Source organism: Sphingobacterium sp. UBA6645 (assembly GCF_002455685.1).
Classification (GTDB): Bacteria; Bacteroidota; Bacteroidia; order Sphingobacteriales; family Sphingobacteriaceae; genus Sphingobacterium; species Sphingobacterium hotanense.
Genome location: NZ_DKLH01000073.1, coordinates 7,252 through 23,845, shown reverse-complemented (window position 1 = coordinate 23,845; position 16,594 = coordinate 7,252). Strand labels below are relative to the sequence as shown.

The 16,594-nt window shown below is 42.5% G+C and carries 12 protein-coding genes; 7 read left to right on the top strand and 5 right to left on the bottom strand.

All coding sequences use genetic code 11. From position 1 onward, the window contains the following. Nucleotides 1–26: 26 nt before the first annotated feature. Nucleotides 27–2,906, top strand: coding sequence for a DEAD/DEAH box helicase (locus B2400_RS13175; protein ID WP_293934086.1), 2,880 nt, complete (start codon nt 27–29; stop codon nt 2,904–2,906). Nucleotides 2,907–3,775: 869 nt separating this feature from the next. On the opposite strand, the gene B2400_RS13170 is transcribed toward B2400_RS13175, so the two are convergent. Beyond that, nucleotides 3,776–4,645, bottom strand: coding sequence for a sugar phosphate isomerase/epimerase family protein (locus B2400_RS13170; RefSeq protein ID WP_293934083.1), 870 nt, complete (start codon nt 4,643–4,645; stop codon nt 3,776–3,778). Between the two features lie 22 nt (nt 4,646–4,667). Continuing rightward, a complete protein-coding gene (gene gltX / locus B2400_RS13165; RefSeq protein WP_293934080.1) occupies nt 4,668–6,197 on the bottom strand; it encodes a glutamate--tRNA ligase in 1,530 nt (509 codons plus the stop codon). 80 nt (nt 6,198–6,277) lie between these two features. Here gltX and B2400_RS13160 point away from each other — a divergent pair, with 80 nt between their 5' ends. The 5 genes from B2400_RS13160 to B2400_RS13140 all read left to right on the top strand — a co-directional run bounded on the left by B2400_RS13160 (nt 6,278) and on the right by B2400_RS13140 (nt 10,944). Beyond that, complete coding sequence (locus B2400_RS13160; protein ID WP_149527273.1) at nt 6,278–7,501, top strand: sensor histidine kinase; 1,224 nt, start codon at nt 6,278–6,280, stop codon at nt 7,499–7,501. After that, nucleotides 7,482–8,018, top strand: coding sequence for a DinB family protein (locus B2400_RS13155; RefSeq protein ID WP_293934078.1), 537 nt, complete (start codon nt 7,482–7,484; stop codon nt 8,016–8,018). Before B2400_RS13160 ends, B2400_RS13155 begins: the two co-directional genes overlap by 20 nt. Beyond that, on the top strand, nt 8,008–8,427 hold the full coding sequence (locus B2400_RS13150) for a hotdog fold thioesterase (RefSeq protein WP_149527275.1): 420 nt from the start codon (nt 8,008–8,010) through the stop codon (nt 8,425–8,427). Before B2400_RS13155 ends, B2400_RS13150 begins: the two co-directional genes overlap by 11 nt. 314 nt (nt 8,428–8,741) lie before the next feature. After that, on the top strand, nt 8,742–10,004 hold the full coding sequence (locus B2400_RS13145; protein ID WP_293934075.1) for a sugar MFS transporter: 1,263 nt from the start codon (nt 8,742–8,744) through the stop codon (nt 10,002–10,004). 94 nt (nt 10,005–10,098) lie between these two features. Beyond that, a complete protein-coding gene (locus tag B2400_RS13140) occupies nt 10,099–10,944 on the top strand; it encodes a DUF2911 domain-containing protein (RefSeq protein WP_293934073.1) in 846 nt (281 codons plus the stop codon). 60 nt (nt 10,945–11,004) lie between these two features. Here the strand turns inward: B2400_RS13140 and B2400_RS13135 are convergent, their stop codons facing one another. From B2400_RS13135 to cdaA, 3 genes are all read right to left on the bottom strand, one after another. Beyond that, the gene (locus B2400_RS13135) at nt 11,005–13,932 is read right to left on the bottom strand and encodes an FAD-binding and (Fe-S)-binding domain-containing protein (RefSeq protein WP_293934070.1); all 2,928 of its coding nucleotides are present in this window, start codon (nt 13,930–13,932) and stop codon (nt 11,005–11,007) included. A gap of 3 nt (nt 13,933–13,935) precedes the next feature. Continuing rightward, a complete protein-coding gene (locus tag B2400_RS13130; RefSeq protein WP_293934067.1) occupies nt 13,936–14,841 on the bottom strand; it encodes a DUF1338 domain-containing protein in 906 nt (301 codons plus the stop codon). Between the two features lie 105 nt (nt 14,842–14,946). Then, the gene (gene cdaA / locus B2400_RS13125; RefSeq protein ID WP_187773900.1) at nt 14,947–15,741 is read right to left on the bottom strand and encodes a diadenylate cyclase CdaA; all 795 of its coding nucleotides are present in this window, start codon (nt 15,739–15,741) and stop codon (nt 14,947–14,949) included. Nucleotides 15,742–15,847: 106 nt separating this feature from the next. On the opposite strand from cdaA, the gene B2400_RS13120 reads away from it, so the two are divergent. Then, nucleotides 15,848–16,564, top strand: coding sequence for a pyridoxine 5'-phosphate synthase (locus B2400_RS13120; protein WP_293934061.1), 717 nt, complete (start codon nt 15,848–15,850; stop codon nt 16,562–16,564). Nucleotides 16,565–16,594 lie beyond the last annotated feature (30 nt).

Sequence of the window (16,594 nt, the reverse complement as noted above, 5' to 3'; positions counted from 1 at the left end):
GCTTTTTCTAGCGTACAATATCCAGCATGCAGCAAGGAACTACTTCATTGCCATATCGTTTAGTTTATTCATTGGGAAGACATCCTTACCTGGGATTTCTCATAGAACCGCACATTGTTCATTTGAATCAAAATGGTTCCTATTCCCTATCGTATAAACGGGTATTCAGCAATACCGTCGATGAATTTGCAGCAGCGCTGGATGATCTAGACTATAAACTGATCAAACTACTAGATGAAATTGAACAAACCCATATCATCAAGCAGTTCCATAAAAAAGCAATCCGACCGGCAGATTACTTCAGCAAAATATTCGATCAAAACATTTACGATTATATCCGGCCCAAAATAGAGCAACGCATGCTCAGCTTCTTAAATCAGGTAGGCGATAAACCCTTATTCCTGATGAGCAAAGATGGTTATCCGGCAGAACAAGAATTACAGATAGCGCCAAAGACAACCTCCATTCTCTTCCATTTCCGCCGCAACGACAACGAAACGCGATATTTCCCAACCTTGAAATACGACGGACATCGTATGGAGTTTATGTATAAGGATGCCGAAGTCATCGTGAACCAGCAGGCCTGGCTACTTTTGGATAATACTTTGTATCATTTCGACGAAGAGCTGGAAGGGAAAAAGTTGACTCCTTTTCTGAATAAGCGATTTATATCTATTCCGCGCAACACCGAAAAGAAGTACTTTGAAACTTTTGTGACCGGGCTTATCGAAAAGCATCATGTCTACGCAGAAGGCTTGGACATTATCACCTATAAAGAAAATGCAAGCCCCGAATTGCGAATCATCTATAGCCCGGAGGGCGAAGCCCAACTGCAGCTCTATTTTCAATATGGCGACTATACCTTCCCAGCAGGAGGAAATCATGCCATCACCGTAAAATATGTCCATCAGCCTGAAACGGATAGCCATAAATTCTATCGAATTAAGCGCTCCACGGCATGGGAAGAAAAAAGAGAAGCCCTCTTAGAACAATTGGGACTACAGAAGGCTGATGCGCTCTTTAGCACTTTCAAACCCAAAGATATCGGGCTAGGTTTTAATCCATCAGCGATAGAATGGGTGAATGAGCATTTAGCAGAACTTGAACAAGAAGGTTTTCACATCACGCAAAGCCATAAGGAAAAGCGCTTCCTGATTGGCAAGACCAGCATCAGTATAGAAATTGCCGAAGAGAATGATTGGTTCGATGTCAAAGCCATCGTGCGCTTTGGACCCTATGAGATCCCATTTACCTCCCTTCGACAACATATCATCAATAAACAACAAGAGTTTGAGTTGCCAAACGGCGAGATTGCAATTATCCCGCAAGAGTGGTTCTCGCAATATGAACATTTGTTTCAATTTTCATCCAAGAAGGATGAAATCCGCCTTAACCGCGTACATATAGGTCTCATAAATGACGTCAGCGAACATACAGAGGTCACGATGCAACGAAAGCTGAACAAACTGGGCGAATTTGATGAGATAGCCGATATCGAAGCGCCTAAGAAATTCAAAGGTTCATTGCGCCCTTATCAAAAGGCTGGTTACAACTGGTTCCATTTCCTTCAAGAGTACCGATTCGGCGGACTCCTTGCCGACGATATGGGTTTAGGAAAGACTGTACAGACTCTTGCCCTTTTACAACATCAAAAGGAACTCCTCGGCCCTAACGATGCCAAGACCTCCTTATTGATTGTCCCAACCTCCCTAATTTTCAACTGGCAAAAGGAAGCTGAACGCTTTGTACCCAACTTGCGCGTACATCTGCATACTGGTGGCAGCCGCAGCAAAGACAACTTTGCTTTCAGCCATTTCGACCTCATCATCACCACCTACGGGATTGCCCGAATCGATGAGGAACTTCTTTCCGGATTCTTCTTCAACTATATTATCCTGGATGAAAGTCAGAACATCAAGAATCCGCGTTCTAAATCCTTCAGCTCGATAAAACAGCTCAAAAGCAAGCATAAGCTCGCCCTCAGCGGTACGCCTATTGAAAATAGCGTATTAGATATCTGGTCGCAAATGCACTTTGCCAATCCGGGTTTACTAGGCTCCTTCACCTATTTCCAGAAAGAGTTTGTGCAAGCGATAGAAAAGAAAAAGGATGAGGAAAAAGCGCGCCGGTTGCAAGCCATTATCAAGCCCTTCGTGCTCCGACGTACAAAATCGCAAGTAGCAACAGAACTTCCGCCAAAATCGGAACAGATATTCTATTGTAGCATGTCGGACGAGCAGCTGGAGTATTACGAACGCGTGAAATCGGAATACAGAAACGCATTGCTCGACGGAGCCTTCTCCGGAAAAGCATCGCAAATAGCCCTGCTTCAAGGACTGACGAAGCTTCGACAGCTTGCGAACCACCCTTCTATGATCGACCAAGGTTACGACGGCGGATCCGGTAAATTTGATGCCGCCATCGAACTCATGGAATCCATTATTAAAGAAGGAAACAAGGTCTTGATCTTCTCCCAGTTCGTAAAACACTTACAGCTATTCCGCGACCACTTCGATAAGGAAAAGATTCGCTATGCCTACCTTGACGGATCGACGTCAGACCGAAACGCTGCCGTTAAAGCATTTAAAGAAAATGAAGACATCCAGGTCTTCCTTATATCAATAAAAGCCGGCGGTGTCGGACTCAACCTCACCGAAGCCGATTACGTCTTTATCCTCGACCCCTGGTGGAACCCTGCCGTCGAACAACAAGCCATCGACCGTAGCCACCGCATCGGACAAGTGAAAAATGTATTTATCTATAAATTCATCAGCAAAGACAGCATCGAAGAAAAAATCCTCGCCCTCCAAGGTATGAAAAAATCGCTAGCAAGCTCCCTGATTACCACCGAAGAAAGCTTCGTAAAATCACTGAGCAAAGAAGATATTAGTGAGCTTTTTAGCTAGTTTTTTTAGATATAAGATATTAGACATTAGACATTAGATTTTAGAGCAGGGCGCCGATTAGGCGCCTTTCTTTTTGCGGTTAATCCAATGGTGGAGGGATGTTTTGTTTTGAACTTTTGGTTTAGTAAGGAAAGTTTGTTTTGAAGGAAGGATAGCGTTGTCTTGAACCAGGAAAAAAAGGATTTAAGGATGATCAGGATCTTGTATAGTGTTTGATGAGGGTATGGGCATCGTGCATTAAAAGAGACGTTTAGTGATACGTCTACTATTAAAAAAATACAACCCATCATTTTATATATCGCAAAACCCGATCCTGATCATCCTTGCATCCTTCCTTTCCTGGTTCAAAACAAAACGTCAATCCTTAAACCCATCATTTTATATATGGCAAAACCCGATCCTGATCATCCTTGCATCCTTCCTTTCCTGGTTCAAAACAAAATGTCAATCCTTAAAACACATCCCTTCATATGTCGCAATACCTGATCCTGCCAATCCTAAAATCCTTTCTTTCCTGGTTCAAAACAAAACGTCAATACTAAAATCCATCCCTTCATATGTCGCAATACCCGATCCTGCCAATCCTTGCATCCTTCCTTTCCTGGTTCAAAAAAAACGCTTTTTCATGCTTCCTTTCCTGGTTCAAAGACAAAGCAACCTTCTAAAAGCCTCCTTTTAGACACTCCCCTTCTAAAGCCCTTTCAAACCCAATGTAAAACCCTTTCTAACCCAATCCCGAGCGGGTATGAAAGGGTTATGAATTGGGTTAAGTAGGGGAATGACTTATCGTAGGTTTGTACCTGCATTGCCTCATAAAAAAAGCGCTAGAATTTCTCCTAGCGCTTCATTTATATTTTTAAACTTACCTTTTATAAAGCTGTTCTAAAGTTTTGTGCACTTTCTTTTACTTCTGGCATATTATTCTCCCAGTTGTATTCGTATTCTGCGGAGAACATACCTTTAAAGTTTTGGCGTTTTAATTCGGCTTGTACTTCCTTCAACCCTAATTTTCCGGTTCCCCAAGGCACATCATGTGCTTTTTTGTTGCCGAATTCATTCAGGTCTTTGAAGTGGAGGTGTACGATTCTGCCTTCTAGTTTCTTTAGGCAGTCGATCGGGTTCAAGCCCGAGCGCATCCAGTGGCCCACATCTGCTGTTGCTCCCATACGCTTGCTGCGGCCGTTTAAGGCTTTTAAGACAACGTCAGGGTTCCAGTATATGGATGGGGTTGGGTGATTATGGATGCCGACAAGGATATCGTATTTGTCTGCCAGATTAGAGACTACGTCAAGCATTTCTTCTTTTGGTTCACAGTTGATGACTTTGACGCCCATATCTTTAGCAAAGGCGAACACCTTATCCCACTCTTCTGCATCTTTGGCTCCTACGACACCATAAGCGTGCAATGTGATCTTTTTATCGTTAAGAAGTTTCTTCACTAGGTCCCTTCCTTCTTTGGAGAGTTCGTAGGTCATCTTCTCCGTGCTTCCCGCCCCGATTGTTTGTCCTGGGAAGGCCTCCACAAAACGTAGGCCGGCGCTATCGATTTTGTTCAATGCATCGGCAAAGGAGAACATCCGGAAGGTATAGGCTTGTGCACCTAATTTCCAGCCCAACTTTTCTTCCGGAAAAGACTGTTGTGTGTTGCCTTGTTGCGCTTTTCCATTGGTTGCGCAGGATGTTGCCAGCAACATAGCCGATGCAGCACATCCGAAGAGTAACTTCTTAAATAAATTCATTCGTATTCGTTTAGTTGATTGTTTATGCTTCAAAATGAGGCAATGCCGACGCTATGCGCGCAATCACTTCCTCTTTTCCTAAAAGCTCTGCAATCTTGAATACGTCGGGTCCAAACTTACCACCAACCAACATAATACGGAAAGGCATCATCAACTCGCCGATCTTCATTCCTGAATCTGCAATCTTTCCTTTAAAGAATGTCTCTAGACTTGCTGCTTCCCAAATGGGCTGTTCTGCAAAGTCTGTCGCGATTTGTTTGAAGAAGGCTGTTTTGTCAGTGTTCCATTTCGGTTTAACGGCATCAACGTCGTATTGTGCAGGCTTTTGGAAGAAGAAAGAGGCTTGCTCCCAAAAATCTTCAACGTAAGTTAGTCTTTCTTTAACTAAATCCAAGATAGAATTGATAAAATTATCGTCTATCCCGTCTGTATTTAGCTCATGCTTCGCCATGATCGCTTTCACCTGTGGCAGAAGTTCGCTATTATCGGTGATTTTTATCCATTCTTGATTGAACCACTTCGCCTTTTCGAAATCGAATTTCGCTCCGGCTTTGCTGATGCGCTCAACGGAGAACTTATTAATCAGCTCTTCCATCGTAAAGATCTCTTGCTCTGTTCCGTCGTTCCAGCCCAGCATCGCTAATAAATTGATGAAAGACTCCGGTAAGAAACCACGCTCACGGTAACCAACAGTCAGTTCACCAGTCTTCGGATCGGTCCAGTTCATCGCATACACAGGGAAGCCTAAGCGATCGCCATCACGCTTGCTCAGCTTACCTTTTCCGTCAGGTTTCAGGATAAGCGGCATGTGCGCCCATTGCGGCATCTCATTCTTCCAGCCCAAATACTCCCATAATAATAAGTGTACCGGTGCAGAAGGCAACCATTCTTCACCACGGAAGACATGGGATATTTCCATGGCTTTATCGTCCACGACAACCGCCAAATGATATGTTGGCATGCCGTCAGCTTTCAAAAGCACTTTATCGTCGACTAATTTTGTTTCAAAACTTACACGCCCACGTATCATGTCATCAAAAGAAACGACTTCATCTTCCGGCATTTTGATACGGATCGTATGCGGTGTTCCTGCTGCTAATAAGCGTTGTGTTTCCTCTTCGCCTAAGCTTAAAGAGTTTCGAAGATCCATGCGGTTATCATGCGCATAGCGGAAGTTTGGTTGCAGCTTACGCTGCTCGTCTAATTCTTCTGCTGTATCAAAAGCATAATATGCATTTCCATTCTTTACTAATTCTTCCGCAAATTGACGGTAAGAAGGCTTGCGCTCACTTTGACGGTAAGGCCCGAAAGCTCCCTCATTCCAAGGGCTTTCATCTGGTGTTAATCCGCACCATGTTAAACATTCTTTGATATATTCTTCAGCACCTGGTACAAAACGCGTCTGATCGGTATCCTCGATTCGAAGGATAAAATCGCCGTTATGATGTTTTGCAAAAAGGTAGTTGAACAATGCGGTTCTGACGCCGCCTAAATGTAACCCGCCTGTAGGACTTGGCGCGAAACGAACCCTTACTTTGTTTTGTGAACTCATAACCGCAAAATTAAGCATTTCTTTATTTTGTTTGTTGAAGCTATTGGAAAATCATTAATTTGCTGACAATAATTGGGTCTATGAAGCAACATCCGTATCGATATAACAAGCAACAATGGAAGTTTTTATTGTTTTTATTTGCTGCCTTGATTGCTACGGCCTCACTTTTATATAGCAATTACCTGGTTAAAAATCTTTCAAAATCCGAACGTACCAAGGCGGAGGTCTGGGCGATGTCTACCAAGAGCATTGTGACGATGCCGGATGTGAACGATGAGTTTATCAGTTTTATTTCCGCCGTGCGCGATAGTTTGAGCTTGCCCGCAATTATTACGGACGAGAATGAAACGATTGTTGCCTGGCGCGATTTAGACAGCACCAAGACCGACAACAGTGCAGACCCAGACTCGACCAAGCAGTATGATCCGGATTATTTCCAAAAGCAGCTGAACAAAATGAAGAAGGCCCATCCGCCGATTCATATTTCTTTGGATAGCGGGCAGGAATGGCGCGTGTACTACCGTGACTCGGATGCCTTAGCACAATTACGTATATTCCCCTATTTGCAACTTTCGCTGATTGCTATCTTTTTAATTATTGCCTATACGGTCTTCAATTCCATTCGAGACTCGGAGCAGAACCTGGTTTGGGTGGGGATGGCCAAGGAGGCTGCTCATCAATTAGGGACACCTATTTCATCGATGATGGGTTGGCTAGAGCTTGCTCGTGTTACGTATGATGCCGAAGACGACAGCGTATTCAATGAGATGGAACGTGACATCAAACGTTTGGAAATTGTTGCTGATCGTTTTTCAAAAATTGGTTCTACACCTTCACTCTCCAACCATGCGGTTTACCCGGTCGTGGAAGAGTATGTGAATTATTTTAAAGTTAGAACGAGTCAGCGTATTACATTCGAGCTTGAAGGCGACCAGCAGGTGGAGGCAAAATTGAATGTGCAAGTATTCGATTGGATCATCGAAAACCTGCTAAAAAATGCGGTGAATGCTATCGAAGCTGAAGGTAAGATTAGCATTAACATTTCTGAAAACATTGCAAAAGAAGAAATTTTTATAGACATTAGCGACACCGGAAAAGGTATCCCTAGGGCAAATTGGGAGACTATTTTTCAACCAGGATATACGACCCGCAAACGAGGCTGGGGCTTAGGGCTAAGTTTGACGAAACGTATGGTCTACTACCATCAGGGACAAATTTTTGTTAAAGAATCCGAAATAGGAAAAGGAACCACATTTAGAATTATCTTAAAAAGTAATTTACGCTATGAACCAACTCAAATCTGATGAATACCCAGCGATATTCAGTGACTATATAGAAACCGTAACTGGGGACGTTATGGAGGAGCTGAGGAGCCAAATCGAGACATTTCCCGAATTTATTGCGAGCATTCCAGAGAGTATGGGGTCCTATGCATATGCCGAGGATAAATGGACAATCAAAGAGGTGTTATGCCATATCTTGGATTGCGAACGGGTGATGGCCTATCGAGCACTACGCTTCGGGCGAAATGATATGACTGCATTAGCAGCTTTTGAACAAGACGAATTTGTATCTAACGGACGCCATAACGAGCGCAAGTTAGCTGATATTGCAGAAGAATTTATTCACTTAAGGAAGGCAAATCTATACTTATTTAATGCCTTTGATGAAAACGAACTTGCCCGAAAAGGTATGGCATCCGATCGATTGATCAGTGTTAGAGCACTATTATATGTTATCGCGGGCCACCTTAACCATCATGTTATCATCCTGAAAGCTCGCTATTTGAAGAATCAAAACTTAAGTAACGATGTGGTTTAGAGAATATTCTTTGGAGGAAATCAACTCCTATTTCGCCATCAATATGACAGGTTTTCTCGATATCAAAGCAACTTCTATTACAGAAGACGCCTTAGTTGCTGAGATGCCCGTTACAGAAAAGGTAAAACAGCCATTCGGCATTTTACATGGCGGTGCTTCTGTTGTTCTTGCGGAATCTGTGGGGAGTATTGCTTCGGCGTTGATTATCGACATGGACAAGTATGCGGCCGTTGGATTAGATATCAATGCCAACCACCTTCGTCCTGTAACTAAAGGCAAGGTTTTCGCAACGTGCAAGCCCCTTCATATTGGAAAAACGACGCATGTATGGGATATTCGCATTGCCGACGAACGCGGAAAACCAGTGTGTATTTCCCGGTTGACGATGGCGATCATCAAGAAGCCTTAAAAAGTTTCAGAAAAATATACAATTCATAAAACAATCATCTTAAATGTTTGTTCAACCATAAATACTACCATTTTTTGGTTTTATGATACGGTTTAGGTTTTTAGAGAGACGTCGCCCATTCGATGTCTCTCTACCTTTTATAAACCCTCGATTAACAGCAATTAACGTAAAAAACATTACCTGATATAAATAGGGAATCATCAACAATTTGTTACAAATGCAATCGATTGTCTAATAAATTACGTTTTAAAATATGGATTTATTTTATTAGCCTTGTGACTATCAAAAAATTCATAATCGATTAAATCAATTTTATGACCACTCAGAATAATCAATCAACCGTCGGACCAATGATTATCATTGGTGCCCTGTTCTTTATTTTTGGATTCGCAACTTGGCTAAATTCCCTACTAATTCCTTACTTAAGAATTGCTTGTGAGTTGACTGAAGTACAATCGTACTTTGTGACTTTCGCATTCTACATTGCATATTTAGTGATGGCGCCGGTTTCGACATGGGTATTGAATAGATTCGGATTTAAAAATGGTATGGCGATATCGCTTGGTATCATGGCAGTAGGTGCCCTATTATTTATACCTGCAGCTTACTCGCGTACGTATTTATTATTCCTGACCGGTTTATTTGTCATGGGTGGTGGTTTAGCGATCTTACAAACAGCTTCAAATCCCTATATCACTATTTTAGGACCTGTAGAAACTGCTGCAAAACGTATCAGTATCATGGGTATCTGTAATAAATTTGCTGGTGCTCTTGCTCCGATTATCCTAGGTTACTTTTTGAACCTAAGTGAGGCAGATAAAGTACAACAATCTTTAGCTACGATGGGTCCCGAAGAATCGGCTCAGGCTTTGGATAAGATCGCCTTGCAAGTGGTTAACCCTTATATCGGTATCGTTGTAGTGTTGATCATCTTAGCAGTTTGGATTTCGCGCGCTAACCTTCCTGAAGTAAAAGGCGACGAAGAAGAAGATGCAACACATCACAATGTCTCTGAAGGCAAGCAAAGTATTTTTGACTTCCCACATGTGATCTTAGGATTCATCTGTTTATTCTTATACGTAGGTGTTGAAGTATTGGCAGGTGATACCATTATTGCTTACGGAACTTACTTAGGAATTCCATTGGATACAGCTAAATTCTTTACCTCATTCACGATGGTTTCTATGGTTATTGGTTATATCGTTGGTATCGTTGCGATTCCAAAATACCTTTCTCAAGAGACCGCTTTAAAATTATGTGCTATTCTAGGTGCGATTTTAACGGTAGGTATTGTTTTCACTGATGGTATGGTTTCCCTAACCTTAGTAGGTTTATTAGGTTTAGCCAACTCATTAGTATGGCCTGCGATTTGGCCATTAGCATTAAAAGGAGTTGGTAAATTTACGAGCGCGGCATCAGGTATTTTAGTAATGGGTATTGCCGGTGGTGCTGTTATTCCATTAATATACGGTCAAATTGCACACTCTGTAGGCTCACACCAAGCGTATTGGATCGCATTGCCATGTTATCTGTATATTTTTTATTACGCAGTAGCGGGTCATAAAGTTCGAAAATAAGACGTTTAAACATATTGTTAACGGAGATAGGTTACTATCTCCGTTTGTTTTTTAATCTAGGCTTCGTATATTCGAGAATTCAAGTTTTGAGAATATGAAAAAAATTGCATTAACACTCCTGCTAGCTTCAGGACTAATCTTCAGCGCACAACAAGCTGATGCGCAGATTAAATTACCTCCTGCGAGTAGTACACAATTTATACTTCAAGATTTAGGGATCAGTCAAGTTAGCGTAGTCTACCAGCGTCCGAACATGAAGGGTAGAACTATTTTCGGTGATCTTGTTCCATACAATCAAATTTGGCGTACAGGCGCAAACAACGCGACGAACATTACGTTTCAAAGTGATGTAAAAATCGAAGGACAAAATTTAGAGGCAGGCACATATGCATTGTTCACCATTCCTGGAAAAGAGGAATGGACCATTATTTTCAACAAGAACGCGAAACAGTGGGGTGCTTATACTTATGATAAAGCAGATGATGTTTTGCGCGTTAAAGTAAAACCTCGCGCATTAACTAACCCAATCGAAACATTTACCATTGCTTTTGAAGAGGTAAACGATCAGAATCTAAAAGCTTGCTTACTTTGGGAGAAAACGAAAGTTTCTTTCTTGATCGAGGTGGATCAGAAAGCTGAGATTTTAGCAAGTATTGATGAAGCGATGCAAGGTGAGAAAAAGCCTTATTTCCAAGCAGCTCAATATTACTATACCCACGGCCTAGATATCAAGAAAGCGGCAGAATGGATGGTTGAAGCTGACAAAGGCAATACTAAAGCTGCTCATATCAAATATTGGAAATCCTTAATTTTGGCGAAAGCTGGCGACAAAAAAGGTGCGATAAAAGCTGCTGAAGAGGGATTGAAGATGGCGAAATCCCAGAACAACGGTGAGTATGTAAAATTGAATACGCAAGCATTAGAAGCTGCTAAGAAATAGTAGTTCTTAGCGAGCATATGAAAAGCGCCTTTGGGATTCCAAGGGCGCTTTTCTGTTATGTTAATTCTTCAATGCCTGAAATAATATTTCAACAGGATGGAGCGCGGTTTCGGATGTTCCATCTTTTATTTGATGGCGGCAACTTGCACCCGGTGCGGCGATGATCGTTTCTTTTGATTTCGCGCGGACCGTAGGAAATAACACGAGCTCTCCGATCTGCATAGACATCTCGTAATGCTCTTTCTCATATCCAAAGGAACCAGCCATACCGCAGCATCCGGAAGGTATATTTTTAACTTTGTAGTTTGCGGGAATCGCTAAAATCTGGTTTACTGTTGCCAACAATCCCCACGCTTTCTGTTGACAGTGGCCATGTAATAAGATTTCCTTCTCTTCTGCTGTGAACTGCGACGAGGAGATATTTCCTGCTTGGAATTCCTCCCATATAAACTCTTCTATGGTCAATGCGAATGGCGCAATTCTCTCGGCTGCTTCCACGAGGTGCTCATCCACAAGATCGACGTATTCATCCCGGAAGGTCAGTATTGTCGATGGCTCTACAGCCACCATTTTGGTATTGGAATTTAATCGGTCGGCAAAAATAGCAACATTTCTATTCGCCAGTTTTTTTGCTTCGCGAAGAAGCCCTTTAGACAAAAGCGCGCGTCCGGAGAATGCGTGTGGCACCATGAGTACCTGGTACCCCAATTTTTCCAGAAATATCACGGCTTTCTTTCCTAAATCAACTTCATTGAAATTGGTAAACTCATCGCAGAAAAAATAAACTGACTTGATCGGCTGTTTGCCGGCAATATAATCTTTATCTTGTTGGGTGTACCATTTTCTTAGGGTCTTATTAGCAATCCTGGGAATATGGCGTTGTTGTGCAAAGCCCAAAATACGCTTCACAATCCCTCCAGTCAGTTTATTCCCGACCACAGCATTGTATAAGCCGGCGACAGGTTGCATTAGCTGTGTAAGGGTATCCACGTGGCCAATCATCCTAGAGCGCATCGGAACTCCATTTGCGTCGTAATAGCCCTGTAGGAATTCGGCTTTGAGTTTAGCCATATCGACACTGGAAGGACATTCGGATTTACAGGCTTTGCAGCTTAAACAAAGATCCATAATCTCTTTGATTTCTTCATGATCAAAGGGATTCTCTTTGCTCGAATGTGTAATCATTTCGCGCAGGATGTTTGCTCGGGCTCGGGTTGTATCTTTCTCGTTCTTGCTCGCCATATACGAGGGACACATGGTTCCTCCCGACAAATGGGATTTTCGACAGTCTCCAGATCCGTTACACTGCTCTACATGTTGAATGTAAGTTTGATTCGGATAGCGGAACACCGTCTTTATCGCACGATTCTGCTGTCCCGGTTCATAGCGCAAGAAGCTATTCATGGATGGCGTATCGACGATCTTTCCCGGGTTAAATATACCCCTAGGATCCCAAGTCTGCTTAATTTCTTTTAATAACTGATAGTTATGGTCGCCAATCATTAATGGGATAAACTCGCCTCTTAAGCGGCCATCACCATGCTCGCCACTGAGCGATCCATTGTATTTCTTTACGAGATGAGCGATTTCCAATGCTATTTCCCGAAAGAGCTGATTGCCCGCCTCGGTCTTTAGATTGATGATGGGACGTAGGTGTAGTTCGCCAGTCGCCGCATGTGCATAATGCACCGCATAGAGGTTATACTTTTCCAGAATCTGGTTGAAGTCTGCTATATAGGCTGGTAAATCTTCTACCGCGACAGCCGTATCTTCGATTACCGCCACTGGTTTATCATCGCCCGGAACATTGCTCAGTAGGCCTAGCCCTGCCTTCCGTAAATCCCACACCAACTTCTTGTCGGCTCCTAGAACCAGTGGAAAATGGTAGCCTAATCCATGTGCTCTCATTTCGGCTTCTACAGCCTCCACTTTGCGGAATATTTCGTCCTGATCTTTGCCATCATATTCGACAATCAAGACGGCAGCAGGTTCGCCTTCCACAAAGAAACGGTTCTTTGATTGTTCTAAATTATCTTTTGTACGCTCAAGGATATAACTATCCATCAACTCACTTACGAGCGGCTTGTGCTTCAGCGCAATGAGGTTAGCATGCAGGGCATCTTGGAGGCTTGCAAAGTGCACACAGAGCAGACCGGTAGGATTTGTATTTAAAGGGCCTACATGCAGCTTTATCTCGGTGATGAAGGCAAGTGTACCCTCCGAGCCACAAATGAGTTTACAGAAGTTAAAAGGCTCCTTTCCTGCGGTAAATGGATCCGTCTCCAATAACATATCGACAGCATAGCCGGTGTTGCGGCGCATGATAGCGGCCTTTGGAAAGTTCGCCCTGATTTCCTGTTGATTCGAATAATTGCTCAACATGGTTCGGATATGCTTGTAGATTTTACCCTCCAGGCTGTCCAAACTACATTTTTCATTAAATTCTTCGAAGGACAAAGCTTTGAACTCGACTTCTGATCCATCGCTAAGCAAAGCTTTTATTTCTATAGTATGCTCGCGGGCACTGCCATAGATTAGCGAATTGGATCCGCAAGAGTTATTGCCGACCATACCGCCGATCATCGCTCGGTTGGCAGTCGACGTTTCGGGTCCGAAGTATAATTGATGCGGCCTGAGGAACATGTTCAACTCATCACGAATCACTCCCGGTTGTACCCTTACCCAATTTTCTTCTGTATTTACCTCTAAAATGGAGGTGAAGTACTTGGATACATCGACCACAATTCCGGATCCTACAACCTGTCCTGCGAGGGACGTTCCGGCCGTACGTGGAATTAAAGATACTTGATGTTTATTTGCGAATTGAATGAGCAAGGCTATATCCTGCTTATCTCTTGGATAAGCGACTGCCAAAGGAATTTCGCGATAAGCAGATGCATCTGTTGCATATAACAGACGCATTTTCTCATCCGAATAAATTTCACCGCCTAATTGAGGTGCAAGCAGAGCCAACTCCTCTTCTATCATCTTCTAACCTTTTATTTGAGTTGTATATGTACTTTCAAAAATCTTATCAGCGTTGTTGGTTTCAAAACCGTCACGACGATGCTTTGCTTCAATCTGTTCTTTTGGAATATCTTTGAATTCTGGCAGAACGGAACGCTCAGCGAATTCTACATAGCTGCCTGCAATTTGTATGGTCTTTCCATCGGCAAAAGTAGCATCATAAAGGGCTGAAACCGTACTGCTCTGACGAAGTAATCCGTCTTCGCTGGTCTTTATCTTTCCGCCGGAAGTATTCAGCTTAACACCAATGCTTTCTAAGAAGGCGTTGAATTCTTCTAAGGTATTATAACCATCTTTCAACTCGTGAATACTGATGGTGTAGTGGTTGAGGTAATATCGATTGTAGATTACCCATGCCGCATATTCGCTTTCTGCTAAAAGTGTCTGATACTCTTCGGAAGTCGGCAAATCCCATAATGGTTTCTGCAGGAATGCTGCCGCCTCTTCGCCGTTAGAAAGATCTAAAAGATCTACAGGATCGGAGGTAATATTTTTAGTATATTTTATAATGATATCCTGAACCGGCTGGCTCAGTTCGGAAACTCTTAATTCTGAAACAAATATTCTGGGGTATTCCGGAGAAGGTGGAGCAAACCAGTAAGCATCTAGTTTCTTGCCTTCGAAATAGAAATAGTCTTTCTTCTGATAGCCAAAAGAAAGAAAGATCTTCTCGAAGGATTTAATGCCAAGATTAGGGACGCCTAAAGTACGGAAGGCGATATGGTCATTTACGATATCATCTTGCGATTGTACAACTTCGCGCTCTAATAGTGCTTTGGTAATTTTATCTACATCAGCGACATTTTCACGGTAGTGCTCGAATAAATCGTTTAACACAATGTCGATGGGCTTCTTTTCCTCGAAATGCATAACAATAAAATTTAGATTTATATAATGAATAAAGTTATCGAAAAATCGATAAATAACAACAATTATTCAATAAATAATGGTCGTTAGTAAATTTTATTCAGCAAATTAGAGTTCTTCCGCAAGAATCTTCTCTAACTCCTGTGCAGTTAGATTCATATTTATGTTGCCATCTTTTGCAAAGGAGATCTCGCCTGTTTCCTCTGAAACAATGACTGCGAAAGCTTCCGAAACTTCCGTCACGCCGATTGCGGCACGATGTCTAAGTCCGAACTGCGGAGGAAGATCATCAGAGTCCGACAGCGGCAATACCGAACTAGCGGTCATGATTCGATTATCGACAATGATGACAGCCCCATCGTGTAAGGGGGAGTTTTTAAAGAATATGCTCTCCAGGAGGCGCTTCGAAACGGGCGCATCGATAATAGTACCACTCGTTTGATAGTATTCCTCATCAAAATAACGTGAGAAAACCAGCAATGCACCTGTTTTAGATTTTGACATGTTCTGGCAGGCTTCGACGATCGGTTTTATAAATTCGGTATTATCTGCGTGTGTAGCCTTTTTTGTTCCAAATACGGACCAAAAGAACTTCTTACGGCGCAAGGATATATTCTTTCCGATGTGTAGGAGGAAACGTCGTATCTCTTGTTGGAATACGACAATCAGTGCAATGGATCCTACAGATATAAATCCGCCGAATATCTCCGTCAGCAAGCGCATCTCCATCTGCTTCACAACAAGATAGATACCATAAAAAAGCCCTACTCCGATTAGAATATTAACGGCGATAGTTCCTTTGATTAAGCTATACACATAGTAAATAATGATAGCTACCAGAATGATATCGATAAAGTCAAGCAGGCGAAAGCCGCTTAAGAGATTGAAATCCAGTCCATCCATATAGCATGCAATTTAAAAAATTTTATCCATTGACGCAGGTATAATAATTCATAAATTGACCGAACATCCCTGCTTAAAAATGTAAATTTGTAAAAAGACGATCAGTATGACTAAACTATCCGTAAATATTAACAAAATAGCGACATTACGTAATTCGAGAGGCGGCAATGTTCCGAATGTGTTAGCTGCCGCACTCGCTTGCGAACGCTTCGGAGCCGAAGGAATTACCGTTCATCCGAGACCCGACGAGCGCCATATCCGTTATCAGGATGTGTATGATTTGAAGGCTAATATTCAGACAGAGTTCAATATCGAAGGTAACTGTCAGGAACAAAAGTTTATTGACCTGGTGCTGGCGAATACGCCTACGCAGGTAACCTTAGTGCCGGATGCATTAGGTCAGATTACATCAAATCACGGATGGGATACCCTTAAGTACAAAGACTACCTTTCGGATATGGTGAAGCTCTTTAAAGATAAGGGAATTCGTGTATCTATTTTTGTGGATCCAATTGAGGAAATGGTGGAAGCTGCCGCAGAAACAGGCACCGACCGTATCGAGCTTTATACCGAAGCTTTTGCTGCCGAATATGGGTTCAATAAGGAAGAGGCTATCGCTCCTTATTTTAAAGCAGCGCTGAAGGCACGCGAAGTAGGACTAGGATTAAATGCCGGTCATGACTTGGACTTAAATAACCTTCAGTATTTCAATCAGCATATTCCGGAGTTATTAGAAGTAAGTATCGGACATGCATTAATTGCCGATGCTCTTTATCTAGGTTTGGAAGAAACGATCAAGCGCTATTTGGCGGCATTGAAATAGAGATAATAACATAAAAAAGAGGGCGCTATT